This window comes from Nostoc sp. NMS4, assembly GCF_017115095.1.
Taxonomy (GTDB): Bacteria; Cyanobacteriota; Cyanobacteriia; order Cyanobacteriales; family Nostocaceae; genus Nostoc.
In genome coordinates, this window is sequence record NZ_JABXKI010000178.1 from 1 (window position 1) to 24140 (window position 24140).

The window sequence follows — 24140 nt, forward strand, 5'->3', positions numbered from 1 at the left end:
TAATAGTTAACTTAGATTCGTTTTGTTCATTACCAGAGTCAACTGATTGATTCCTGAGTTTTTCTTGTTGTTCTCTTAAAAACGGTTCTTGTTCCACCTGAATACTAGCAATACAATCTTGAAATAATTGATCGTCTGGAGCGTAAATATATCCCAATTGGTGTTCATAGATTAGAGCGCCTGAGCCACGATCAACACGCGCAGCCCGCGTTACCATTTGCTCAATCCAAGGAGTACTTCTAATATGGGTCAAACAAGCAATATGGGTTACAGCCGGTACATCTAAACCCTCGTATGCCATTGCCACTGTTACTAAAATATCTACAGCATTTTTACCGTGAGTTTTGAAACGTTCAATTGCTTTTTTTGCTTCTTTGGAATCAGAACTCGTAGCGATAGCAGCCATAACATTCATATCTTTAAGCCACTCTATAAAACGCTTGGCATTGGGAATGTTGGCGGCTACTACCAGCATTCTGGCTCGTCGATTTAACTGTCTATGAGCTTGCCAATCATCAAGACAGCGCCTCAATAACTCAAAAGCATATTCAGTATTTAAAGCGGTATGCAAACCATCCCCACTGTCATCTCCAGCTTCTGCCAAACTGTCGATTGTCCGAGCTTCGCCTTCCTTATCTATCCATTCAGCGCGACAATCAAGAAGTTGGAAATGCAGTGGAATAATAGCATGTTCAACCAAAGCATCTCGGCGGGTATACCGAATCACAGCAATTTTAGGATCATTCAAATTTTCAAGGTTGAGAGTGATTCCACCCTGAACTTTTTGATAAGGTAAAAATGCAATAGGCTGACTGTTACCACGTTCATAAGTGCCACTTCCTAAAATTACAACTTCTGCTCTATCTACCAGAGGTTGAATTGCTTCATGGGTGGCGCTATCCAGTTCAGCATGATGAACTTCATCTAAAAATAAAATATATCGCTTCGTAGCAAATTCTTGAGCGTTAATGCGAGTAGCTCGATCAAAACTCAAGGCTTGATAAGTTGTAACATAGCCAGAAAGACCGCGACATGGGTTATGTTCATTAGTCGCAGAACGAATAATATGATTGATTGTGCCTCAAAAAATTCCTCAATCTACCATCGGCAAAAGCCTCTTCAGCCTGTTTCTGTAGTGACTGACGCGGTGCAATCCAACAGATGGCATCAGCTACAGTTGGAATTAAACGAGCGGCAGCAATTACTGGTAAGAAACTTTTACCACCTCCTGGAGTTACGCTGACAATAATTGTTCTAACGCTGCTAACTTCAGCTCTAATTTGTTCACAAATTTGCAGCATATCAGCTTGGTGTTTTCTCAATTGCATTGCACCTTTCTCCCTATTACATTTGTGACATAATGCTTACATTTGGTGAAAATTGGTTTGCTTGCTCACAGAGTAAGGAATCACATGGTCAGCAGCAAAGTCGTCTAGCAACTGGCAGCCGCATCTTATGAGGCGCGGGAATTGTGGATTGAGACAGCTTATGAAGTAGGCGATAATATTCCCTTACCAAGTAATAATGATAGCTATAGCGGTAAACTACTACTACGGATGCCGAAATCTTTACATCGACGTTTAGCTGAGACTTCTGAACGGGAAGGCGTTAGTCTCAACCAGTATATTTTGTCTTTGTTGAGTGCAATTTCCAGATGATTTATAAATATTCAAAAAATACTTCAGGTACTAATCTGAATTCCCCAGATTTTAAGCGAGAGATATCTATCCATAACGCTCTATGTTTATGATGTTGTGATTCGGAAAAAACTAAACTTTCCAGTTGATAAAATTTGGAATCAACAAAGTCACATTGATAAAGCTGAATAATTTCATGACCTTGCCTACCATTAAATGTAAACAGGTTCTCTATACAACCTAGATATTTAATATTCGTTAAGTCTGCCTGAATTTCTTCTTGAAACTCCCGTTCTAAGGCGGCGCGGCTGGTTTCGCCAAATTCAACACCACCGCCCAAAGCACGATAAAATGTTTCTTGTTTTACGGGATCGTAGCCTTCAGAAAGAAATATGCGTTCGCCATTGCGAATTAGTCCCAAGGCTATTACCCGAATTTCCCCTGCTTTATTCATTTTTGTTAATTATCGTAGATGGACTGAGGACGACTTTCGCTATCCTCAATAGGCCAATCTGAATTTTCGCCACCGATGTACAATTCTTCAATGGTGACATATTCCTGACTTAGCTGTGTGAGAGCGTTGATTAAAATATCCAATGCGATCGCATCACTGGTTCCTAAGTCAAACCAACAACGCCCCCACTGTCCCTCATATTCAAACTCACCGATGTTATGCATCAGTGCTAGTAAGCTTTTGTCATACCCTTGTTCATCATAATTCATGTAGCTGATATCGAGTCCAGTGTCCTGCACCTGAAGATTCTCTGCATTAAATGCACCCAATTTACCCAGATAAAACCAAGAATTGAAAACTTCTTCTACATACTGCTTTTCACGCGCAGAAGGGTTTGTGCTGAATTTCAGCCAAATCCACATATCAAAAGGATTAATTTCGCGGAACTGAATCTCCATTTTGGTCTAATATCTCAATTACTCTTCTGCAAATAAGCATATCAAAATAGGGAATGGGCGTTAGGAGTGCTGAGTTAAGAGTTAGGAGTTAGGAGTTAGGAGTTAAGAGTTAGGAGTTAAGAGTTAGGAGTTAGGAGTTTTGTTTATCTCCTTGTCTCCCTTGTCTCCCTCATCTCCCTCATCCCCCATGCCCAATGCCCAACTATCCAGGATTCTTCAAGCTAACAGCCCTGCTGCGTTCACGCTCAATTTGTTTAACTAAATCGCCTGGGAGTTGGGATTTTTTAGTCAATGCTTTGTCAAAATTAGCGATCGCTTCTTGGATAATTTGCTGGCTTTTTTCTTTTTGCCCCAGTTGTTTAAGGATTTGGGCTTTGAGATAATAAATTTCTGGATTATCTGATGTAGTTGTAACTGCCCGATTGACATACTCTAGTGCCTGTGAGTACTGTTTTAAATCGCGGTAAGCAAGAGCAATACCCCGATCCACTAAATACCGAGGAGAAGCATTTTGTTCTAAACGTCCAATTGCCTGATCTGGGCTAGCAAAAGGCAAATTAACCGCCAATAATAAATCCATATAACCCTTGATTAAATTCAGTTCTGGATCGTTGGCAGAAATTGCTTCGGCTTTGTCTAAATATTCATAAACTTGTCGCAACCGACTAAAGGCTTGCGGCAAACCGTTGACAGTACCCTCACGGCTGATAACTACTGCACCTTCTAAAAAATGACCAACAGCAGTGTATAAATTACCACGCAAGGGATCGCTAGGAATCAGTTTTTGTCCTGTTTCTAGAGTTTTGTGACTGTATGTGTCAAGTTTAGCCCAATCCTTATTTCCGTATGCTAAAGATGCCTTCATCGCATAAGCTAGAGGTTCATTTGGCTCTTTGGATAGTGCTTGTTGCAGATAACGATCTGCTGCTGGATAATTGCCCTGCTGGAAAATCGCTTTAAAGGCTGCTTCGGTTTGGTCGCCAATTTGATGAGGTTCACGATTGCGAAATGGATCGCCAGCCAGAGAGGGATTTACCCCAAAATTCAGTGCGATCGCCCAAGGGGCAACGCCAAAGGCGATCGCAGCTGCAAAAACAGTCTGGGCAAAGGTAGTGACTTTAGCAGACACTACTAATCGAGGCGAAGAAAACCTTTTAGTCATTTTAACCCTCAGAAGAATTGCGGTTGAAATAGTTGTATGTGTTACTTAGAATGCAAAAATGGTTAATTTCAACTTGCCTTTGCTTCAACCAAAATTTTCTTATATATTGCTAATCTTTCCATGTTTCCAGGCTTGCTCTAGCCATTATTTCAGGCTTAGTCTGCCACAATGGAGAAAAAGTAAATGATTCTTGCTGCTAAATTAAGGTGTTAATCCAGGTAGTGCGCTTTGGAGAAGAATTCAGAAGTCAGAAGTCAGAATCAAGACGCTCTCTACAAGACGCTAAAAGCGTAGCTTGCAACTTTTACAGAGTACGCGGACTCGCTAACACTGCGAAGCACCGCTTTTTCAGTCAAAATTCATTCTGAATTCTGAATTCTGACTCCTGAATTCTATTCGATAAATTTTTTCAGAATTTTCCAGATACTCTCAGTGTAGCTAATCAGTAATTTGCTGACTTTTTGGTAATCTTAACAAATGCTTTATCTCCGAAATGTAAATTATCATCCTACAGCGTGTCCAACAGCGATTCTCAAATCGATCAATTTAGAATTAGCACCCCAGCAGCTAGGTCTGATTATTGGCCCAAGTGGTTCTGGTAAAAGTACCTTACTAGAAATTTTGTCAGGACTAGCCGAACCCACTACTGGCGCTCTCTTCTGGCGGGAACAAGAACTTATAGCCGAACAGTTACAACAATTAGCTGGGTTAGTATTTCAGTTTCCAGAGCGGCACTTTTGCGGTGGTTCAATTTTAGAAGAATTGCGTTTAGGACATCCTGAGTTAGGGTCAGAACGAGTTAGACAAGCCCTAACTGAGGTGGGATTAGAACATTTATCACTTTCTGCTGCTCCCCATGCTTTGAGTGGTGGACAACAGAGGCGTTTAGCTTTAGCAGTGCAATTGATTCGCCAACCAAATTTACTGTTATTGGATGAACCCACTGCTGGTTTAGATTGGTCAATGCGTCGGCAACTGGTAAATTTATTAGCGAAACTGAAACAACATTGGACATTGTTAATCGTGACACATGATGCTGGGGATCTATTAGCGATCGCAGACCGTTGCTGGACACTTAACCACGGTGAATTACAATCAGTAGACCCAAAGACACTAGAATCCCAAGTTAAAGAACCTCTACCAGTGGTATGAGCAGGGAGCAGGGGGAGAAGGAGAATAACTATGCTCCATGACAAATGACAAATGACAAATGACAAATGACAAATGACAAATGACAAATGACAAACTTATTGCCTGAGATGGCAGAAATCTGGCAGCAAACTCTCAATTGGCAACCAACTGTCCAACAGAAAGCACAATTTCAAAAGCTTTATGAGTTAATCCTAGAAGCTAATCGCCAACTTAATTTAACTCGGATCACTGATCCCCAAGAGTTTTGGGAAAAACATCTCTGGGATTCTTTGCGAGGGATTGCACCTCTGTTATTATCAGCAAATTTCTCCCCTGCTTACCCTGCTCTCATCGATATTGGTACAGGTGCAGGTTTTCCAGGTATTCCAGTGACAATTACAGTACCTAATTGCACAATTACTCTTCTCGATTCCACTCGGAAAAAAATTACTTTTCTCGACAATATATTAAATGAGCTTGCCCTTACCAATGCCAAAACTCTTGTTGGCAGGGCAGAAGAAATCGGTCAACACCCCCAGCATCGACTAGCTTATGATATTGCATTGATTCGTGCTGTAGGGGCAGCCTCTGTCTGTGCAGAATATACCCTACCACTCCTCAAACAGGGAGGTTTAGCGATAATTTATCGCGGTAATTGGACAGAGGATGAAACAACTGCTTTGCAGAATGCTGTGAACCAGTTGGGTGGCGTGATTGAATCAATTGAACAATTTACAACACCCCTGAGTCACAGCATCCGCCACTGTGTATATTTGCGTAAGGTAGCTAACACACCAGCTAATTTTCCTCGTCCTATAGGTGTACCTACTCAAAAGCCTCTTTGAGGGGAAGCGAAGTATTAAACCAATTCGCAATTCGCAATGACGCTCGATGACTCGCTACCGCTTCGCTAACGCAATTCGCAATTACGTTTTGTGTCGGGGTCTAAATCCCCGTCACAAAACGCGCTGCGCGAATTAGGCAGGGGACTTAAACCCCCAAAGTTTGGTTAATTCCCAGAAATATACCAAGTGCCATTACTTGGTCGCCATACTGCGAAGTCATTCCTAATAGAGAAATCATAATTGCCAGGGGCAGGAATATCACCACCTACGCCCCATTGTCTAGTAATTGCCAAACCTGTAGAACTGTTAATTACATACCAAGTCCCATTACTCGGTCGCCAGACTGCAAAATCAGTTCTACCGTCATTATCGTATTTGCCAGGGGCAGGAATATCACCACCTACGCCCCATTGTCTCGTGACTACTAGACCTGTAGAACTGTTAATTACATACCAGGTTCCATTACTCGGTCGCCAGACTGCAAAATCATTCCTACCATCATTATCATAATCACCGGGAACGGGAATATCGCCACCTACGCCCCATTGTCTCGTGACTGCTAGACCTGTAGAACTGTTAATTACATACCAAGTCCCATTACTCGGTCGCCAGACTGCAAAATCAGTTTTACCATCATTATCGTATCTGCCAGGGGCAGGAATATCGCCAGCTATGCCCCATTGTCTTGTGACTGCTACACCTGTAGAACTGTTAATTATATACCAAGTGCCATTACTCGGTCGCCAGACTGCAAAATCAGTTCTGCGATCGCCATCATAATCCCCAGGAACGGGAATATCGCCACCGACACCCCATTGTCTTGTAACTACTAGACCTGTAGAACTGTTAATTACATACCAAGTCCCATTACTTGGTCGCCAGACTGCGTAATCAGTTATACCATCATTATCATAATCGCCGGGAACGGGAATATCGCCACCGACACCCCACTGTCTTGTAACTTCAGCTTGTGCTTTAAAATTGAAAATTCCAAGTAATAATGGAACAGTTAAAGCAAGCGTGAATAATTTGGAACTAATCTTCATGATGAATATTCTCCTTATAATTAAAATGACTCAAGAATGTTTTTATTCAAATTGAACATTTTAAAGAAAGATTCCAGTTTTATGGATTGTGATGATGCAATCTTTAATTGCAATCTTATATAACCGCTAGCATCAGTAATACTAGCATTAGCAATGTAAGCTTACTTACAATATTTGTTGAGATATATGCAGATTTTTTACGTAAAATCAAGCTATATTAAATCTCCAAAAAATAAAAAAAATAAGTGCAATGGTTCAAGGAGACTAATTATTAAAGTGAGTTATTTTCAAAAAACAGACCTGTTGCATAAATCACAAACAACAACCCACCAAGCTAAAACTACACTTGTCTTTCCTCTCTTTGCTAAGGGGTAGGGTTTTATGCCATTTTGGATTTTGATTTTGGATTGGGAATCGCTTTTTATGTCTCGTACCAATTCAATTAATGATTGCAACACATCCTTGGGTAAAGACGCGATGAATCGCGTCTCTACAAATGGTCTATTTGTCGCATTCTTTTTTTAATTAGTGTTAGGAACTCGCATCAAAAAACTGGCAGTAGAATATTTTTTCTGTTGCCAGTTTTACGCACCTATAACTTTAAATTATTGTCTGGTTTTAGGCAAGTTTACTTGCTGTTGCAAAGCGCTGATTAATTTCATCCCAGTTAAGCACATTCCACCAAGCATCTAAATAATCGGCGCGGCGATTTTGGTAATTTAGATAATATGCGTGTTCCCAGACATCATTACCCAGGATGGGATATTTACCTGCACTTAAGGGACTATCTTGATTAGCTGTAGTTGTCACTTCTAACTTCCCGCCTTTGTTACGTACTAGCCAAACCCAACCACTACCAAAACGACTAGCCCCAGCCTCGTTAAACTGTTTTTTGAATGCTGCAAAAGAGCCAAAATTTTGATTAATCGCTGAGGCTATATTTCCTGTTGGTTCTCCCCCACCTTTCGGCTTCATAATTTTCCAGAACATTGAGTGGTTAACGTGACCACCGCCATTATTGCGTACTGCTTTACGAATATCTTGTGGTACATTGTCAAGTTTTTGTAACAGTTCTTCAACAGTTTTGCCTTTGAGTTCTGGGTGTTTGGCTAACGCTGCATTCAGGTTTTTTACATAAGTTGCGTGGTGTTTATCGTGGTGAAACTGCATCGTTTTGGCATCGATGTGTGGTTCTAGTGCTTCGTAGGCGTAAGCTAAAGGCGGGAGTTGGATAGTACCTGGTTTATTTGGTGTTGTATTTGCTATTGTGTTTGGTGTTGTTTCAGGAATTGCAGTGTTTCTCTCAGGAGATGTCTCTGCTGATGCACAAGCATCTAATGCAAAAGTACCCACACCTGCTGTGAATAAAAACAAGAAATTACGTCGATTAATAGCCATATAAGTTTTTGCAGCTAATCCATTAAGTCTCTATTGCCGTTTTTATTTTCTTAGATTTTGGCTACAAAAAATTGTTAATTGTGATTATTTCTGGCAGTTTAAGAAACTATTTATAAGCGCTTCGGAGTATAAAATATAATTTTTTTGTGTGCGATCGCTGTAATTGGTGGCGAGGGATAGGTTAGCGATCGCATCCAGAATCATTACCACACCGCCGTTAATCCAATTTTTTCACAAGCTCACCAGCGATGTAATTGGTGGCGAGGGATAGGTTAGCGATCGCATCCAGAATCATTACCACACCGCCGTTAATCCCATTTTTTCACAAGCTCACCAGCGATAATTCGCCGCACCACCTCATCAATTCGTTCGCTAACGTTACCACCACGCGCTAGCCATTTCTTAGTTTGTGGAAGTATCGTTACCGTAACTCTCACCTTGCCCTTACATCGTGCCGCTCCTAATTTCAAATTTTCGAGAGATGCCGGGGAAACTTCTCTTTCTGTCATTTTCTGATTATGTGCATGATTGGATATTGGAAAATTCTTAGATGTTGGGGTGCGATCGCCGCGTGGTCATCTTACGAATTGAATTGGGCGCGGTGGCTTGACTGGCAACTACGTTGCTGACGACGGCGGCGTTGCCGCGTCTCCCTTGCTAGCGACTGCGGATCGCACAACAGGGACTTTTCAGATATGGTTATAACGGCTTTTGGCTAGTCATCGTTATCGCTTTCGGAATTGTTCATCAACTCGCGTAGGCGACGTATGTTTTCTGGCTTGACAGATAGTAACATATAAGTTACTATATAGTCGTGTGTAGTATGAAAGTTCAAGAATACATTAAAGAAGATGGTTCTAGTCCTTATAAAGAATGGTTCGATAGCTTAGATACTTTTCTTGCGGTTAAAGTGACAGTGGCTAAGTCACGACTTGAGTTGGGCAATACATCGAATGTAAAATGGTTTGACGGAATTGGCGAGTATAAAATCAATTGGGGGCCTGGATATCGAATTTATCTTGCTCAAGAAGGCAAGCAACTTATAGTCTTATTTGGTGGCGGAACAAAGAAAACTCAGGAAGCTGATATTGATCGGGCTAAGGAATTGTACGAAGAGTACAAAAACAGAAAAAAAGAATCTAGTGAAGAGAAAGGCAAAGGGTCTAAGAAGAGGTAGCTAATATGGAACTTACTAGAGACTTTAAAGAAACAGTTAACTTAAGAGTTCAACATGATCCTGAATTTGCAACAGCTTTATTTAAGGAAGCAATTACTCTTTTCGTTAATGGTGAACCAGACACTGCAAGACTTATATTGAAAGAACTTGTGAATGGGACTGTAGGTTTTGAAGAACTTGCAATTGAAACTTCTAAACCAAGTAAAAGTCTTCATAGGATGCTTTCTGCAAAAGGAAATCCTACTATGGATAATTTAACAGCAATTTTTAACGTTCTTCGTAAAAAATTAAATGTTGATATCGTTGATATCAAGGTTAGTACAATAGTTGGTTGCAATTAAAAACTTGATAATGGCAATTCCTTATTTTAAGGTTTATCTATTATCAAATTTTCTTATTATGATGCTAACCTTTTTAATTTAATAAATTGCTCGGCGAATTTTTCTGCTTCTTGACGATTCAAAGAATTATCAATTGTTTCACCATTAAATTTAGCTTTATTAGTCCAGTTATATGAACCGTGAATAACTCTATTCAAGTCAATCACACAAAACTTGTTATGCATTATATTTTCATATTTTCCGGTTTTTGGTACTTTATAAGTTTCAAAATTTGTATAATCTAGACCAGAATTATTATTTATTTCGTCATCACAAATAATTAACTGTATGTTTAAACCTTCCTGTTTTTTGACAATTAATTTATCAAGTATTTTCTTATCTGTAAACCAAGCCACTGCAATCCAAATTGTAAATTTAGCTTGTTCAATTTCTTTGATTATTTCGTTCTGAATTTTCTCAAAAAGGATATTTGAGGTTGAGTTTTGAATTTCTTCAAGCTGTGTATCATTCACCAATCTTTGAGAGATTTGAAAACATTCATCAAACAATTTTTGCTTATCTTCTGTTATCTGATAAAAATCATCAGACGTATTTCTGGATTTCCAATATTCTAAAAGAGCTAATAACAATTTTCCAACAATATGATTAGATTCTAGTCTCCAAAATGATCTGAGCCTCTTTGCTTTTGATGTACCTGCGCCAATGTATTTATCTTCATATATATTAAGACCTGTATTTTCTAGAACATAATCATCAAATGTTCTATCTGAAAAATTAAGAACGTAGCCACTTGACATCTCTAATAATTTTTCTAGTTTGATTCTTTCAATACCCGATAAATTCGACATTTGACTAAACATCTCCATAGACCTTTGAGTAATTTAGTGTTCCCAATTTTGTTAATAAATAGCTGTTCATAGAAATAAAACTTAACGTGATTTTGTAAAAAACCTCCCTTTCTACGATCGCACCCAACCACCAAAAAATAAACCCTTGCTGCAAGACGCAACACAAGGGTTTTAAGGTGAGTAATGGGGAATTTTTTACAGCGCGTCGTCGGGTAAGCCTGACTCGTTTAAGGTGTCTTTCAATTAATATCCCCAGCGAGTGAGAATTTTAAACCATATCCGCACTATGACTAAACAGCAACTTTCGTTTCCATTCAATTAATATCCCCAGCGAGTGGGAATTTAGTTCATAAAAAATTATCTTCAGTACAGTAAGAATACTATTGCATAAAAAGCTACCGCTAGAGAGAATAGATACAGAAAACATTGAGGTGCTAATAATGAGTACAAAAAATGATGATAATAATTTAGGAGAAGCAGCAGGATTTGCAGCAGGTGGTGCTGTGCTAGGAGGTGGTGCTGCCGCTACATTAGGGGGTATTGGTGTACTCGCTCCTGCTGCTGGTATTGCGATTGGTATTGGTGCAGCTCCAGTTGTAGCAGTGGGTGCTGTTATAGGGTTGGCAGCTTATGGCATCAAAAAAGCGTTTAACTGGTAACTTTTAGATCAGTATTTCTCACATAACAAAACCCTCAGAATGCTTAGTATTTGAGGGTTTTGTTGAGATTTAGCTTGTTGTATGTTTCCAGCGACGGGTGAGCTAGAGAAAGTGGTTTAGATTGTTGTGTGATTCCACAATGTCGGGAAATGCGCGTTTGACGACATTGACTGAAAAGTTGATTTTTGCTAAAAAAATAACCAAGTATCGCCAATTTAATAAACCTACCCTAAACTATTGCTAGAGGTAGGTTGTGAGGCTTTCAAACCTCTAAGATTTATTTAAAACTACTCGCACTATTCTCTAAGAGCGATCGCAAATCATCCTCAGCATTCTTTTTGACGATTATCAGCGCGGCGAATAAGTTTTTATCAATAACGCACTGAAAAAATTTGTTCAACAGTTAGATTTAAATCTGGAAATGTTGGCGACTCTATACGATTGTCTCCTCTAAACTGTTTACTACGATATTCACCCTCATCACTTAAAGAGTAAATTGTGATTGTTGGCTGTTTGGGGTCGCCTATCAATTCCTTGCTACCTAAAGCAGCATAATCCACAATCCAATATTCTTGAATACCCATTTCTTCATAATCGGCAAACTTTTTATGATAATCATCTCTCCAGTTAGTACTGACGACTTCAATCACTAATGGAATTGAAGCTGGTTTACTAAGGATAGATTGTTTCTCCCATAATGGTTCATTACCCAAGTTAGAAAAATTCATTAACAAAACATCAGGATAGTACCCTGACATTTTCTTTTCTGGCTTGACTGTAGCGGTTTTAGGTATACCGTAATTAAGTTTAAGACGAAGACACTCATACCCTAACATCATTGTTAAAAATGCTACTATTTGCTCGTGTTTACCTGATGGTGGTGGCATTTGAATAATATCTCCATCGTGTAATTCATAACGAATGTTTTCCGGTTGTGTTTCTAAAAAATCTAAATATTCATCAAATGTAAATAGTTTTTGTAGTGATTGAATCATTATTTCATCCTGATTATGGATATAAACACTTCTCACTGCTGTAACCTGAAAATTAAGAGTTAACGGGGTGTAGCGGCCAAAGGTGAAAGTAAATCGGCATGGACGCGCCAAGGTTCTTACTCAGCAAGAGATACAGCAATTTTTCGCTATTTGATTAACAAATGACCGCGATCGCACGACGCAAGGGCAAGGTCAGAGTTAGGGTCAAAAATTGGATTAACGGCGGTGTGGTGATGATTCTGGATGCGATCGCTAACCTATCCCTCGCCACCAATTACAACAATCGCACACAAAACAATTATATTTTACACTCCGAAGCGCTTATAATATTCTGTCCCCAGTTTTGGGATCAAATACAAACAACTGATTTAAATCTAGTTGTAGAGAAAGGCGATCGCTTGGACGCGGACGCACATCCCCACCTACCTGAATATTCAACATCACCGCCGAACCAGGTAAGCCAGCACGAATCAAAGTTTCCCTTCCCAAAGGTTCCACCAATTTCACTTCTACAACCAGTTGACTCTCGTTTCCTTCTTGGCTATTTGGCGGTAGCCTGCGGCAAGCCGAAGCGTCTACGTTAATAAAAATATGCTCTGGACGAATCCCCAAGTCATAACTGTGTCCTTGACGCAATTGTAATTTTTCCCTTACAACTGCTGGAATTGCTAATAACTGCCCACTCACATCAAAATGATTATTTTGATAGATTGCAGGTAAAATATTCATTGGTGGACTACCTAAAAAACTTGCCACCATCTGATTAGCAGGATTTGCATAAATAGTTTGGGGATCGCCAATTTGTTGAATCCGTCCACGATTTAGCACGACAATTTTATCAGCCAAAGTCATGGCTTCAACTTGATCGTGAGTAACGTAAATAGTTGTAATGCCTAATTCTTGATGTAACTGTTTCAATTCTGCCCTGGTATCATCGCGTAATTGGGCATCTAAATTAGATAAAGGTTCATCAAGTAAAAAAACTTGTGGTTCACGAGCGATCGCTCTCCCTAATGCTACCCGTTGTTGCTGTCCCCCAGAGAGTTGTTTGGGTTTACGATCCAGCAGGTGATCCAGAGAAAGCGATCGCGCCACATTTATCACCCGTTCTTGAATTATTTTGCGGTCAACCTTCCGCATTTGCAAACCAAAGCCGATGTTTTGCGCCACGCTCATGTGAGGATAGAGAGCGTAGTTTTGGAACACCATCGCCACATCCCTTTGTCTGGCTGGGATATTATTCACCAAGCGATCGCCAATAAAGAGTTTACCAGATGTAGCGGTTTCTAAACCTGCGATCGTTCGCAAAATTGTAGACTTTCCACAACCCGATGGTCCGACTAAAACCCAAAACTCGCCATCAGGAATTTCAAAGGTAATATCTTCAATAGCGGTGACGTTATTGAATCTACGTTTAATATCTTCTAGACGAACGTTTGCCATTATCCAATTTGATATTTTTAGTTTGGGATCTGCGGTAATTAACCTCCAACTCACTACTCAGGGCTTTTATCCGCCACCTCCGAGGAACTGTGAGGCTGCTTTGTAAGTGCAGAAACTTGCTTGTCCTGCACAACTCTAATCAGAAATCTTAGAGCCTCATTCACTGCATCGGCATTGGGAAAAACCTCTGCAACATCAGGTTCTAAACGAATTGTTGTCTTACCAAAGCTTTTTCGTTCAGGGCCGAACTTTCTGACCCTTAGACTCTTTAAATCATATTCTGATCGGAGATCGTCTTCCATTTCTGGCTTACCCTTCTTCATATATTTTTCGCTCGGATCGCGTTACTTCTCTTGCACTAATAAGACGAATCCAATTTTCTCTCTCCGTGTACGACACAATTAGTAAGCGTGTACGACTGGACTCTCCAATAATAAGGTAACGCTCCTCATCATCAGAGTGGTCTGGATCATAGAACTCAACATAGAGCGGATCATCGAAAACAGTTTTGGCTTCTTCAAACGAAACCTGATGTTTTAAAATATTTCTTGCTGCTTTGTTTTCGTCCCACTCAAACTTCATGAAATTATTAAATTACTACCTTTTGAATACCTATAAATTCTGGTATTTCTTCTTCAATTTTTGTTTCTAAACAAAGTTCAATTACTTCTTTAATGTTAGCCATCAACTCATCAATTGTTTCTCCTTGACTGTAACAGGCTTGTAGCTGAGGGACTTCTCCGACATAGTAACCATCTTCATCCCGTTCAATGATGACGTAGAATTCTCGGTTAGTGGGATTGATCATAATCTATTTGTACGTAAGCTCAAAATCATTATTTTTCTGGATTTTTCAACCAAGCAGGGTGAGAGAGTAAAGAAGCAAAGACTCGTACCCCCCGAAGTTGATTAGACAGGGGTAAGTGACCTCTAGGCGCACTCAAATCCCAGGTAAACTCGTTGGGGTATCGCGTCCAGATATTACCTGCTTTCCAGCCAATTTTTGGCCAGAAATTCTCCCAATTTTTACCCAAACTCAACCAGATTTCTCGCTGCACTGAAAAGCCAAATTTACCTTCCGAGTGGACTAACCAGAGATTGTTAATGGTTTGTAAGTCAACAGCCGAGGTATTTTCTACCTCAGTAAAATACAACCATTTTCGTTGTACAGCCGTTGGCCCTGATAGTTCACACATTTTTTCGATGGTGACGCGATCGGCTGCTTGGAAGTCTTGAACAGCAAGTAGCTGTTGCAAAGAATTATAGTTAATCCCGCACTCTGATTTTAGAGGTACAATTCCTTCAGGAAAACAGGAGCGCAAAAACTCTTGAGCTTGGGGTGCATCAGAGTTATAGAGGACTTGGTAAGCTTTGCCATCAATCCAAGTTGCTGGGTTCTCGCGTCGTTTCAGTAAAAATTCCATCAACACGTCTAATCCCTCATTACCCAACTCAGCTAACTGTGGGATTATCTGTTGTTGGACTTTTTCAGACCCAGCGATTAACGGTCGTCGCAGGGAGTCGATGTCATTTGCAGGGCCTGATAAAATCATTGGGTCTGTCATGCCATTCTCGTTTTAGCGGTCAGTGAAAGAGTGGTAAGCTATCTGGCTCCTCCAAGGTGAAGCACTGATAGCGAAAAGTAGTTTACTATTTTTTGATCGTACAAAATTGCGATCGCTTCACTGAAATCCCACACTTAATTCCCAAATAATGTACAAGGGGAATAGGGGGAAAATCTGTGCCTTATGGCTTGGTGAACAAAAGACATAGCAAAATATACAAGCGCGCCACATAAGGTTTTGTTGACTAGCAGCGTATCGATTAGGAGTGTGTGAACAATGTACGAAAAGATTACCCCCCCGGCAGCCGGAGCAAAAATCACCTTCAAAAATGGTGAACCAATCGTACCGGATAATCCAATTATCCCTTTTATTCGCGGCGATGGTACAGGTATAGACATCTGGCCTGCTACCCAAAAAGTTCTCGATGCTGCTGTCGCCAAGGCGTATAAGGGTCAGCGTCAAATTAGCTGGTTCAAGGTTTACGCTGGGGACGAAGCTTGCGATTTATACGGCACTTATCAGTATTTACCTCAAGATACACTCACGGCAATTCAAGAATATGGTGTCGCAATTAAAGGGCCTTTGACTACTCCCATTGGGGGGGGAATTCGTTCTTTAAATGTGGCATTACGGCAAATTTTTGACTTGTATGCTTGCGTGCGTCCTTGCCGTTATTATGCAGGTACACCCTCACCCCACAAAAATCCCGAAAAGCTGGATGTAATTGTTTATCGGGAAAATACAGAAGATATTTATTTAGGCATTGAGTGGCGACAAGGTAGCGAAATTGGCGATCGCTTAATTAAAATTCTTAACGAAGAACTAATCCCCGCCACCCCAGAACATGGGAAAAAACGCATTCCTCTGGATTCTGGTATTGGCATCAAACCGATCAGCAAAACTGGTTCCCAACGCCTAGTTAGACGTGCCATCAAACACGCCTTGCTATTGCCCAAAAACAAGCAACAAGTGACTTTGGTGCATAAAGGGAACATTATGAAGTACACCGAAGGCGCTTTCCGCGATTGGGGTTATGAACTAGCAACCAGTGAATTTCGCCAAGAAACTGTCACTGAACAAGAATCTTGGATTTTGAGTAACAAGGAAAAAAATCCGAATATTTCCTTGGAAGAAAATGCCCACCAGATTGAACCTGGGTTTGATAATCTGACTCCAGACAAGAAAGCGCAAGTTGTCAAGGAAGTTGAAACTGTTCTTAACACAATTTGGGCAACCCACGGTGATGGTAAATGGAAAGAGAAAGTTTTGGTAAATGACCGGATTGCTGACAGTATTTTTCAACAAATCCAAACCAGACCGGATGAGTATTCGATTTTGGCGACAATGAACTTGAACGGCGATTATTTGTCTGATGCCGCCGCCGCCATTGTTGGGGGATTGGGAATGGGGCCAGGGGCAAATATTGGTGATTCTAGCGCCATATTTGAAGCTACCCACGGTACTGCACCCAAACACGCCGGTTTAGATCGGATTAATCCTGGTTCAGTGATTTTATCTGGCGTGATGATGCTGGAATTTATGGGTTGGCAAGAAGCCGCAGACCTAATTAAGAAAGGTTTAAGCGATGCGATCGCAAATAGTCAAGTAACCTACGATTTAGCTCGGTTACTAGAACCACCAGTTGAACCCTTAAAATGTTCTGAATTTGGCGAGGCAATTATTCAGCATTTTGGATGAACTATCTCTAGCTGGCTTGTCTGCGACACGCTGCACGAACTCCTAAGCTAGAGGTTTCTACATCATCTAGCTCGTAATTAACGTAGCAGTTTTGACATTTTTGGAGGAAGGTTCCAGAACCACCCCTTGTGGGTGGTTCCCACTTCTTGATGCTTTCTTTGCCCTAGTTGCTTCATACTTCCCCTATGAGCGCGAGCGTGTGAAGAGACTAGCAGCATAATTAAGGTATTTCCCAAAATTATTAAGTACGAGTTACTGGATGGGGACATGGAAACGATGAAGTTGCGATCGCATATTGGGGCAGATGGGATATTGCAAATCCATACACCCACTGATTTAAAAGATACTTCTGTTGAGGTAGTGGTAGTTATACAGCCGTTAGCTGATGCAGAAGTTGTAACATCTGAGGAAGCGAAACCACAATATAACGCTTGGGGAAAACCCACAACAAAACAATCAATAAGAAATGCAATTACCAGGATGCAACAACTGCGGCGAGAAGTAGCATTGGATAAAACGTCAATCCGCTCCATGATTGAAGAGGGGCGAAGATTTTAATGCAGTTTGTTTTGGATTGTTCTGTAGCAATTAGCTGGTGTTTGGTGGATGAAAATAACCCGACTGCAAATGCCATACTAGCAATAATGCCGGATGCTGAAGCATTTGTACCGGGAATCTGGTCACTGGAGATTGCTAATGTTCTACTGGTGGCTGAACGGCGTAACCGCATAACTCAAGAACAATCTGAGGAAGCTATTACTTTGTTACAGTCACTATTAATCCAGGTTGATATTGCTACAGATGCAAACGCATTGGGTGCAACGCTGGTGCTAGGGCGACAGGAAGGTTTAGCAGCTTATGACGCAGCTTATTTAGAATTAGCATTGCGGTTGGGATTGCCATTGGCAACAATTGATACTCGGCTAGCGGAAGCGGCTACAAGATGTCGAGTGGATTTGGTCGTTGCCGATGAAGAAACGTCTTCTTAAGGGTTCTTGTAGCCACAGTTTTGCATCACCAAGATAAAATCAGAATTTCTGCGTCTTTAGATCGGAGAGTGTCAATTACACTACTTGCTTTAGCTGTGATTTCACCAATTTCCCAGGCGCGATCGCTCCATTTTCTGTAATGATGGCTGTAATTAACTCAGCCGGAGTCACATCAAAAGCTGGGTTGTAAAAATCTACACCCGCAGGTGTGAGAATGGTATCACCAACTTGATAAATTTCTGTTGGTTCGCGTTCTTCGATGGGAATTTTGCTGCCATCGGCTAATTCAAAATCAACGGTGGAAAGGGGTGCAGCGACAAAGAAGGGGATATTGTGAGCTTTAGCTGCGATCGCAACACTGTATGTACCAATTTTATTAGCAGTGTCACCATTAGCAGCAATGCGATCGGCACCCACAACTACAGCATGAATCAAACCCTGTTTCATACAATGGGCTGCCATATTATCAGTAATTAATGTCACTGGAATACCTTCTTGCACACATTCCCAAGTGGTGAGTTTTGCGCCTTGCAAACGGGGACGGGTTTCATCGGCAAATAAACGTTCTAAACGTCCTTCCCTCCAAGCGGAACGCACAACACCTAAAGCAGTGCCATATCCAGCAGTAGCTAATGCCCCAGCGTTGCAGTGAGTAAGCAACGTCAGCTTTTCTGGGGTATTGGGTAAGACTGCCAAACCATTATCGCCGATCGCTTGACAGGTTTGTAAATCTTCGATGTTGATTGCTTGCGCTGTTTGGAAAAGGATTTGCTTAATGTCTTCTACCGTTCCCAGCGTTTCGTTAGCGGCTTTGATCGTTCGGCTAATTGCCCAAAATAAATTTACCGCCGTCGGACGAGTCGAACGTAACAACTGGGCTACTTTATCTAATTGTTGCAAAAATTCGGTGCGATCGCTGGTTTCAATTTCCCTTGCACCAAGATACATTCCATAAGCCGCAGCTACACCAATTGCCGGCGCACCCCGCACAATCATAGTTTTAATCGCCCGCGCCATATCTTCACTGCGGTGAATTTCCACAAATGTATATTTGTTTGGTAGGCGCGTTTGGTCAATTAGTGACACTGAGTCATTGTGCCAAATAACGGGATAAACCTGGTTTGTTGGAGGTGTCATAAAAAAAGTAATTAGTGGATAGGCAATATTTTCTTACTTTAATTGCAAAGGATGGAAATGCCAGCAGATGATACCTGAGATCCTGCTTTCGGCTTTGGTAGTCAAACAGCAGGATTTTCTGAAGGTAAAAAATAGGATTTATCAAGAGTTTTTTAACCTCGAAAGGGTAAAAAAACAACTTGATTTCCTCTATTTTTGCCTTAATAAAGACATCGGGAAGATAAAAAACTTAAAGTGAGGCAATAACTGTTAAGCTTGCCATATATGTTCCAACAAAGATACTGGAATAATCGGTATTGCTATCGGTAATAAACCAGTCAGGAATTGCCTTTTGCTGTCGAACTTTTTCATGTAAACCGATTTGGAGAGAGATATTTTCGTGAACGATTTTTGCATTAGCAATTTTTAGCATTTTTTCTACTGACTTTTGTAGCCATTCTGCTCTAACAAACAGAGTGTGAGATGGATGATCTCCATAGCAAAAAGGCACAACAATGAAAATATATCCTCTTTTACTTATTATTTTATCTATACAGAATTGAATAATTTCTTGATCGTCTTTTTTTTCTTCAGTTTCCTTGTTAACGCTGTGAAATAACAAACCTGCTAACACAACTGCATCAAATTTTTGATTTTTATCAGCAAGTTGAGACAAAAAATTTGATAAATCATTATTAATAAACTTTCTATTAGGGTAAGCTTTTAAACAGTATTCAATAGCAGAATCACTGTGATCGATTCCAAGGTAGTCACATCGAGCAGGTAAATATTTGCTTAAAGCTCCGTTACCGCATCCTAAATCTAATAAAGAGAATGATTCATCTTTAAACACATTATCCAGAAAAGAAGCAGTCGGTATATATCGTGTAGCATTTTCCGGTGCTTCAAAGTAAGAATAATAGTCGTCTTGAAAACGTTCTTCTTCCGATGTTTTGCGTTCAGGAACCAGATTTTTAATCATCAAAACCTCACTTATATTTATGAAACCCACAAAGAAAAAACTGGCATAAAAATTCCAATCAAATTTGAGATGAATTTAAGAGCGATCGCCCACTACCAAAGAAGTAACTTGCATTTACTCAGGTGTGGGCGATTCATCTTACAAAGAATTAACTAAACCACAGCCGATACTTGCTGCTTAAAGAAAGCTTGCAAGACTCTCTCTGCTATTTGATGACTAGTTAAACCGAGTTCTGTCTTAGATTCATTCGGTTCAGCATGATCTACCAATACATCTGGTACACCGAATCGCTTGACAGGAACCAGAATATCTGCATCTAGTAAAGCTTCGGCGATCGCACTACCAAATCCACCCATCACACAGCCTTCTTCTAAAGTGACAACACGACCGATTTTCTTCGCTAAAGGCAAAATCAACTCGGTATCCAAAGGCTTAACGAAACGGGCATTAATTACAGTTGCTTCAATGCCATGTTCGCTGAGAATTTCCGCAGCTTGCATTCCTGGATAGACCATTGTTCCATAAGCAACGATTAACACATCATCGCCTGTCCGCAGAATCTCGCCTTTACCGATTTCCAAAGGTTCCCAACCTTCTTCCATTAAGGGAACGCCGTAACCATTGCCACGAGGGTAGCGCATTGCGATCGGCCCACTGGTATGATTAACGCCAGTTACTATCATGCTTTGCAGTTCTGCCTCGTCTTTGGGGGCCATGATTGCCATGTTGGGAATACAACGCAGATAGGCAATATCATACATACCTTGGTGGGTGGGACCATCAGCACCAACAATTCCTGCCCGATCTAAGCAAAAGAATACTGGCAGATTTTGGATGCAGACATCATGAATTATCTGGTCGTAGGCGCGTTGTAGGAAGGTGGAATAAATAACCGCAACGGGGCGCATTCCCTCGGTTGCAAGTCCTGCTGCTAGGGTAATCGCGTGTTGTTCTGCAATGCCGACATCAATATATTGATTCGGCAGTTTTGCTTGAAGTTTATCTAAACCTGTCCCCGTTGCCATCGCCGCAGTAATCCCGACAATTTTGGGGTTTTGTTCGGCAAGTTTTACCAGAGTGTGAGAAAAGACTTTGGCATAAGCCGGGGGTTTGGGTTTATTTGAAGGAATCGCTTTGCCTGTTGCGACGTTGAAAGGGCTTTGGGCGTGGTAGCCAACTTGATCTAGTTCGGCAATTTCATAACCTTTGCCTTTCACTGTTGCCACGTGTACCAAAACTGGGCCTGGTATCTGATGTGCTTGTTGGAAGGTAGCAATCAATTCTTCGAGATTATGCCCATCGACTGGCCCAATATAGGTAAAGCCAAGTTCTTCAAAAACTGCACCTACCTTTGGAACAGCCAAACGCTTCATACCTTCTTTGATGCGTCCGAGTTCGGGTGAGAGGGATTCGCCCACGAAGGGAATTTGCTTAAACTGTTCTTCAAGATTATCTTTAATAAATTGCACCGGTTGGCTGAGGCGCATTTTGTTTAGATAGCGGGGAATCGCGCCGACGTTGCGAGAGATGGACATGTCGTTGTCATTGAGAACAACCAACAGGTTAGTTTTCGGCATGTGTCCGGCATGATTGATGGCTTCTAAAGCCATACCGCCAGTTAGTGCCCCATCGCCAATCACAGCAACGGCTTTAAATTTTTCCCCTTTCAAGTCTCGCGCCAAAGCCATGCCCAATGCGGCTGAAATACTTGTAGAAGCGTGTCCAGCCCCAAAGTGATCGAACTTGTTTTCGCCCCGTTTGAGATAACCTGCAACTCCGTCTTTTTGTCTGAGGGTGTGGAAGCGATCGTAACGTCCTGTAAGCAGTTTGTGGGGATAAGCTTGGTGTCCTACATCCCAAATCACTTTATCCCGATCTAAGTCCAGTGTTTGGTAAAGTCCTAGTGTTAATTCGACAACACCCAACCCTGGCCCCAAGTGTCCACCATTAACTGCTACTGTTTGAAGATGCTTATCTCGAATCTGACGGGCAATCTGTTGTAGTTGGCGAACAGATAAACCGTGCAACTGATTAGGATGGGTGATTTCGCTCAGATGCATATTATAAGGTTTTCCTCTCTAACTTCGAGTTTCGGTATTTTGATTTTCCCACGGTCGGGTTGTTCACAGAATCAAAGTCTTACATTGTTACTAAGTTGTAGTGGAAAGTATAACTTCTTAATTGATCATGCTGAAAAATCTGTTAACCATTAACAATTCGTCAAAAAAGGTCGCAATCAGTTAAAGTTATAACACATTTTTTCATGAGTAATGCTACTGAAAAATTGTCTGTAACCCGTATATAAAAACAAGTTTTTTAAGAGTAATTTGCGGAAATTGCCTAAGCAGATTACTCGATTTTCCCATCTTAAGTTAGTAGAAAAGAAGGTCAAATATTTTACTTCTAGCTATATACAGCAGAATTCAGAATTCAGAATTATCGATTCAGGAATAAAATACGCTTTATACCTGGGTAACAGACGAATCTTTGTATACCTCACCAACTTGAAATCTGTTGTATCTAGCATAATTGCTGGTAAATATTTAACAATAGTTTCTTCTATTGTGGCGTGACAACAGCTAATTTTATCAGCGATCGCTAGTTCCCATAACTCTAAAAAATATGTATCTAAAGCTACTCGATTACGGGAGCATCCCATTTTTGCAAAAACATTTAGATAGCAAGTTATAATGTGGAACAGCTTAGTTATTCAGGACAGAGAATCAGGATCTATGCCGAGCGATCGCAACCGTTCTGCTAACAATTGGACGCGTCGTAATGCTTCCTGTGCTTCTTGTTGAGCAAGCTTTGCCTGTTCTTCTGGTGTTAAAAAGCGTTGTCCTTGTTGGTTATACCAATACATCCACTCCCGTGTTACACCTAGATAAGTTCCTCGTTCGATGCCAATTCCTAAATCTATTTCTGGCAACCAAACTGGATTAACATCATGTAATTCATAAGCATTGTTAACTAATTTGTAAACTTCTAAACGTGGCTTGCGGCGACGAAATGGGTTGTAAACTACATAATACAAAATTCCCAATCTTGCATACTCTGCTTTTTTGGTCGAGTACTCACCACGGTATGTTTTAGATACTACCTCCAACACTAATATTGGTAATTTCTTCTCTTCCCAAAGCACATAACTGGGGCGGAGGTTTTCATCATAAAATCGCTCTACGCCCAAACTCAAAAACCCATCTGGGACTATTGCTGGTAAATCTGGGTCATAATAAATACCCATATCTACGCCAAAAAACCAATCCATGCGTTCTGGCCAAGCCATTGCCAAAAGCGCTTTAAGTAAACCGGGAATCAAATCTTGTAATTCGTTATCCACTGGGGTATCGTCAGAGTCTGGCAGTTCCTCAGATGAGGGCAAACAAGCTAATGGATCGTACTTTAGCATGATGGGTTTACTCTTCCTCAGTTATTAGTACATCTTTATTTTATTAATAAATTTCGATCGCAATTCAGCACATCCTATTTTATTTGCAAACATCAAGAGGTTCAGATTCCCGACTTATTAAAGAAGTCGAGAATCTTTTGCTCATTGGGTATTAGTTTTCCACTTGTTTGAGTTTTTGAAAAATTTCATCAAGTGGTGATTCCGATTCATCAGGACAAAATTCTAAAGCAAGCCTAACTTTTCCTTTTTTCCATCCCAAAGTACTAAATTGTAAAACTTCACAATTTAATCCTTGGGTATACAAATTTACTTCATCTTTTTCTACTGCTCCAACATATTCCTTAATTGCTGTAATCAAATCACGGACTTTAAAAGTTTTAGCAATATTTAACTTATTAAAAGTGTCTGGTTCTATAGACACAACTTCATCGTGATTTAGTCTCTCAAATCCATCTTCCATAAAAATCTCCTGTCAATAAATCTATATTTTCCAGACATATAACAGTTCATCCGAAATAAAATGATAATTTGGTCATTAGTCATGAGGATGTTTGAAAAGTATTGGGCGAATATAATTCGCTACTACACAAACAAAGTCCACCTCCGTGGACTAAGTTTCACGCTAAAATGAATGTTGCAAAAAAAATTGTAGGTTGGGGAGCCACTGCGTTGCGCGGGTTCCCCGCGTTGTAGCAAGTGGCGTTGGAGGCTTTGCGTAACCCAACATCCTGAATAGCCCTCATCCCCTAACCCCTTCTCCCAAACATGGGAGAAGGGGAACTAGAAT

The 24140-nt window shown here is 40.7% G+C and carries 30 protein-coding genes and 1 pseudogene; 10 read left to right on the forward strand and 21 right to left on the reverse strand.

Annotated elements, in window-relative coordinates; translation table 11 throughout:
* Together HWQ37_RS15085 and HWQ37_RS15090 are read right to left on the reverse strand one after the other, a co-directional pair.
* Window positions 1-994: DEAD/DEAH box helicase (locus HWQ37_RS15085; protein ID WP_292748414.1), on the reverse strand; the 994-nt coding region annotated here is incomplete at its 3' end.
* A gap of 52 nt (window positions 995-1046) precedes the next feature.
* Window positions 1047-1328 carry a DEAD/DEAH box helicase family protein gene (locus HWQ37_RS15090; RefSeq protein ID WP_292748415.1) on the reverse strand — a complete coding sequence of 94 codons (282 nt, stop codon included), beginning with the start codon at window positions 1326-1328 and terminating at the stop codon, window positions 1047-1049.
* 129 nt (window positions 1329-1457) lie between these two features.
* Here HWQ37_RS15090 and HWQ37_RS15095 point away from each other — a divergent pair.
* Window positions 1458-1658, forward strand: a pseudogene (locus tag HWQ37_RS15095) (toxin-antitoxin system HicB family antitoxin); the annotation flags it as partial.
* Between the two features lies 1 nt (window position 1659).
* Here the strand turns inward: HWQ37_RS15095 and HWQ37_RS15100 are convergent.
* The 3 genes from HWQ37_RS15100 to HWQ37_RS15110 form a co-directional block, all read right to left on the reverse strand.
* The gene (locus HWQ37_RS15100; RefSeq protein ID WP_292748417.1) at window positions 1660-2091 is read right to left on the reverse strand and encodes an NUDIX hydrolase; all 432 of its coding nucleotides are present in this window, start codon (window positions 2089-2091) and stop codon (window positions 1660-1662) included.
* 5 nt (window positions 2092-2096) lie between these two features.
* A complete protein-coding gene (locus HWQ37_RS15105; protein WP_292748418.1) occupies window positions 2097-2549 on the reverse strand; it encodes a DUF3531 family protein in 453 nt (150 codons plus the stop codon).
* Window positions 2550-2751: 202 nt separating this feature from the next.
* Complete coding sequence (locus HWQ37_RS15110) at window positions 2752-3711, reverse strand: Sll0314/Alr1548 family TPR repeat-containing protein (protein WP_292748419.1); 960 nt, start codon at window positions 3709-3711, stop codon at window positions 2752-2754.
* A 477-nt stretch (window positions 3712-4188) separates the two neighbouring features.
* Between HWQ37_RS15110 and HWQ37_RS15115 the strand changes: the two genes are divergently transcribed.
* Window positions 4189-4863, forward strand: a complete 675-nt coding sequence (locus HWQ37_RS15115; protein ID WP_292748420.1) for an ABC transporter ATP-binding protein — start codon at window positions 4189-4191, stop codon at window positions 4861-4863.
* Window positions 4864-4949: 86 nt separating this feature from the next.
* A complete protein-coding gene (rsmG, locus tag HWQ37_RS15120) occupies window positions 4950-5687 on the forward strand; it encodes a 16S rRNA (guanine(527)-N(7))-methyltransferase RsmG (protein ID WP_292748421.1) in 738 nt (245 codons plus the stop codon).
* Window positions 5688-5851: 164 nt separating this feature from the next.
* Here the strand turns inward: rsmG and HWQ37_RS15125 are convergent, their stop codons facing one another.
* Window positions 5852-6733 carry an FG-GAP-like repeat-containing protein gene (locus HWQ37_RS15125; RefSeq protein WP_292748422.1) on the reverse strand — a complete coding sequence of 294 codons (882 nt, stop codon included), beginning with the start codon at window positions 6731-6733 and terminating at the stop codon, window positions 5852-5854.
* Between the two features lie 381 nt (window positions 6734-7114).
* Here HWQ37_RS15125 and HWQ37_RS15130 point away from each other — a divergent pair, with 381 nt between their 5' ends.
* The gene (locus tag HWQ37_RS15130; RefSeq protein WP_292748423.1) at window positions 7115-7258 is read left to right on the forward strand and encodes a hypothetical protein; all 144 of its coding nucleotides are present in this window, start codon (window positions 7115-7117) and stop codon (window positions 7256-7258) included.
* A 93-nt stretch (window positions 7259-7351) separates the two neighbouring features.
* Here the strand turns inward: HWQ37_RS15130 and HWQ37_RS15135 are convergent, their stop codons facing one another.
* Entirely contained in the window at window positions 7352-8131 is a 780-nt protein-coding gene (locus tag HWQ37_RS15135; protein ID WP_292748424.1) for a Fe-Mn family superoxide dismutase, read from the reverse strand.
* A gap of 308 nt (window positions 8132-8439) precedes the next feature.
* Complete coding sequence (locus HWQ37_RS15140; RefSeq protein WP_292748426.1) at window positions 8440-8640, reverse strand: hypothetical protein; 201 nt, start codon at window positions 8638-8640, stop codon at window positions 8440-8442.
* 314 nt (window positions 8641-8954) lie between these two features.
* Here HWQ37_RS15140 and HWQ37_RS15145 point away from each other — a divergent pair, with 314 nt between their 5' ends.
* Both HWQ37_RS15145 and HWQ37_RS15150 read left to right on the forward strand, forming a co-directional pair.
* Window positions 8955-9308, forward strand: coding sequence for a type II toxin-antitoxin system RelE/ParE family toxin (locus tag HWQ37_RS15145; protein WP_292748427.1), 354 nt, complete (start codon window positions 8955-8957; stop codon window positions 9306-9308).
* Between the two features lie 5 nt (window positions 9309-9313).
* Window positions 9314-9649, forward strand: a complete 336-nt coding sequence (locus tag HWQ37_RS15150; RefSeq protein ID WP_292748428.1) for a helix-turn-helix domain-containing transcriptional regulator — start codon at window positions 9314-9316, stop codon at window positions 9647-9649.
* Window positions 9650-9705: 56 nt separating this feature from the next.
* Here the strand turns inward: HWQ37_RS15150 and HWQ37_RS15155 are convergent, their stop codons facing one another.
* Window positions 9706-10509, reverse strand: coding sequence for a phospholipase D-like domain-containing protein (locus HWQ37_RS15155; protein WP_292748429.1), 804 nt, complete (start codon window positions 10507-10509; stop codon window positions 9706-9708).
* A 428-nt stretch (window positions 10510-10937) separates the two neighbouring features.
* Between HWQ37_RS15155 and HWQ37_RS15160 the strand changes: the two genes are divergently transcribed.
* Window positions 10938-11156, forward strand: a complete 219-nt coding sequence (locus HWQ37_RS15160; protein ID WP_292748430.1) for a hypothetical protein — start codon at window positions 10938-10940, stop codon at window positions 11154-11156.
* Window positions 11157-11527: 371 nt separating this feature from the next.
* On the opposite strand, the gene HWQ37_RS15165 is transcribed toward HWQ37_RS15160, so the two are convergent.
* The 6 genes from HWQ37_RS15165 to HWQ37_RS15190 form a co-directional block, all read right to left on the reverse strand.
* Window positions 11528-12151 (reverse strand): Uma2 family endonuclease, encoded by a 624-nt coding sequence (locus HWQ37_RS15165; protein ID WP_292748446.1) that lies wholly within the window; start codon window positions 12149-12151, stop codon window positions 11528-11530.
* Window positions 12152-12472: 321 nt separating this feature from the next.
* Complete coding sequence (locus HWQ37_RS15170) at window positions 12473-13594, reverse strand: ABC transporter ATP-binding protein (protein WP_292748431.1); 1122 nt, start codon at window positions 13592-13594, stop codon at window positions 12473-12475.
* 53 nt (window positions 13595-13647) lie between these two features.
* Entirely contained in the window at window positions 13648-13896 is a 249-nt protein-coding gene (locus HWQ37_RS15175; protein ID WP_292748432.1) for a hypothetical protein, read from the reverse strand.
* Between the two features lie 7 nt (window positions 13897-13903).
* Entirely contained in the window at window positions 13904-14176 is a 273-nt protein-coding gene (locus HWQ37_RS15180; RefSeq protein WP_292748433.1) for a BrnT family toxin, read from the reverse strand.
* Window positions 14177-14183: 7 nt separating this feature from the next.
* Complete coding sequence (locus tag HWQ37_RS15185; RefSeq protein WP_292748434.1) at window positions 14184-14402, reverse strand: type II toxin-antitoxin system HicB family antitoxin; 219 nt, start codon at window positions 14400-14402, stop codon at window positions 14184-14186.
* Window positions 14403-14430: 28 nt separating this feature from the next.
* Entirely contained in the window at window positions 14431-15159 is a 729-nt protein-coding gene (locus HWQ37_RS15190) for a GUN4 domain-containing protein (protein ID WP_292748435.1), read from the reverse strand.
* Window positions 15160-15435: 276 nt separating this feature from the next.
* Between HWQ37_RS15190 and HWQ37_RS15195 the strand changes: the two genes are divergently transcribed.
* The 3 genes from HWQ37_RS15195 to HWQ37_RS15205 all read left to right on the forward strand — a co-directional run bounded on the left by HWQ37_RS15195 (window position 15436) and on the right by HWQ37_RS15205 (window position 17846).
* On the forward strand, window positions 15436-16857 hold the full coding sequence (locus HWQ37_RS15195) for an NADP-dependent isocitrate dehydrogenase (RefSeq protein ID WP_292748437.1): 1422 nt from the start codon (window positions 15436-15438) through the stop codon (window positions 16855-16857).
* A gap of 267 nt (window positions 16858-17124) precedes the next feature.
* The gene (locus HWQ37_RS15200; protein WP_292748438.1) at window positions 17125-17415 is read left to right on the forward strand and encodes a hypothetical protein; all 291 of its coding nucleotides are present in this window, start codon (window positions 17125-17127) and stop codon (window positions 17413-17415) included.
* Window positions 17415-17846, forward strand: coding sequence for a type II toxin-antitoxin system VapC family toxin (locus HWQ37_RS15205; RefSeq protein ID WP_292748439.1), 432 nt, complete (start codon window positions 17415-17417; stop codon window positions 17844-17846). Before HWQ37_RS15200 ends, HWQ37_RS15205 begins: the two co-directional genes overlap by 1 nt.
* Window positions 17847-17921: 75 nt before the next feature.
* On the opposite strand, the gene mtnA is transcribed toward HWQ37_RS15205, so the two are convergent.
* The 6 genes from mtnA to HWQ37_RS15235 form a co-directional block, all read right to left on the reverse strand.
* Window positions 17922-18983 carry an S-methyl-5-thioribose-1-phosphate isomerase gene (gene mtnA / locus HWQ37_RS15210; RefSeq protein WP_292748440.1) on the reverse strand — a complete coding sequence of 354 codons (1062 nt, stop codon included), beginning with the start codon at window positions 18981-18983 and terminating at the stop codon, window positions 17922-17924.
* Window positions 18984-19212: 229 nt separating this feature from the next.
* Window positions 19213-19944 carry a class I SAM-dependent methyltransferase gene (locus HWQ37_RS15215; protein WP_292748441.1) on the reverse strand — a complete coding sequence of 244 codons (732 nt, stop codon included), beginning with the start codon at window positions 19942-19944 and terminating at the stop codon, window positions 19213-19215.
* A gap of 152 nt (window positions 19945-20096) precedes the next feature.
* Entirely contained in the window at window positions 20097-22004 is a 1908-nt protein-coding gene (gene dxs, locus HWQ37_RS15220; protein ID WP_292748442.1) for a 1-deoxy-D-xylulose-5-phosphate synthase, read from the reverse strand.
* A gap of 347 nt (window positions 22005-22351) precedes the next feature.
* Window positions 22352-22603, reverse strand: coding sequence for a hypothetical protein (locus tag HWQ37_RS15225; RefSeq protein ID WP_292748443.1), 252 nt, complete (start codon window positions 22601-22603; stop codon window positions 22352-22354).
* A gap of 51 nt (window positions 22604-22654) precedes the next feature.
* Window positions 22655-23353: a Uma2 family endonuclease gene (locus HWQ37_RS15230; RefSeq protein ID WP_292748444.1), complete on the reverse strand. Its 699-nt coding sequence runs from the start codon at window positions 23351-23353 to the stop codon at window positions 22655-22657.
* A 151-nt stretch (window positions 23354-23504) separates the two neighbouring features.
* Window positions 23505-23813 (reverse strand): KGK domain-containing protein, encoded by a 309-nt coding sequence (locus tag HWQ37_RS15235; protein ID WP_292748445.1) that lies wholly within the window; start codon window positions 23811-23813, stop codon window positions 23505-23507.
* Between the last annotated feature and the right edge of the window lie 327 nt (window positions 23814-24140).